A 476-nucleotide genomic window follows, 5' to 3' on the forward strand; every position below is an offset into this window, starting at 1 on the left:
ATGTTGCGTTTTGCCGACCTGGTGGTTATCGCGGGGCGGCCGCACCCGTTCCCTTTCCGAACACGGCCGTGAAACGCCCCAGCGCCAATGGTACTCCGTCTCAAGACGCGGGAGAGTAGGTCGCTGCCAGGTCTGCAAAACGCAATGTATGACTATCAACATCTTCTCATCACACACTTCGGCCCAGCCGATACAAAGGGCCGCAACAAGCGGCCTTTTTGCATTCCGGCACAGAAAAACATAAGGCAAACGCCTCGTGCGTCCCTTACAGGAGACAAATCGCCTTCGGCAATTTGCTCCGCAACAGATCCGTCTTCGCTAAAGCAAAGACGTAGCCGCGATAAATCCCAAAGGGATTTACGCAATCGGTATTTTGCCAAGGCAAAAACCGGGTAACGCGGGGTGGAGCAGCCCGGTAGCTCGTCAGGCTCATAACCTGAAGGCCGCAGGTTCAAATCCTGCCCCCGCAACCAAAT

The 476-nt window shown here is 55.5% G+C and carries 1 tRNA gene and 1 rRNA gene; both read left to right on the plus strand.

From position 1 onward, the window contains the following. The first annotated feature begins 17 nt into the window (after positions 1 to 17). A 5S ribosomal RNA gene (gene rrf / locus QSK43_RS27030) occupies positions 18 to 132 on the plus strand. A 264-nt stretch (positions 133 to 396) separates the two neighbouring features. Next, a tRNA-Met gene (locus QSK43_RS27035) sits at positions 397 to 473 on the plus strand. Positions 474 to 476: the final 3 nt, after the last annotated feature.

The organism is Rhizobium sp. GR12, assembly GCF_036596185.1.
Classification (GTDB): Bacteria; Pseudomonadota; Alphaproteobacteria; order Rhizobiales; family Rhizobiaceae; genus Agrobacterium; species Agrobacterium nepotum.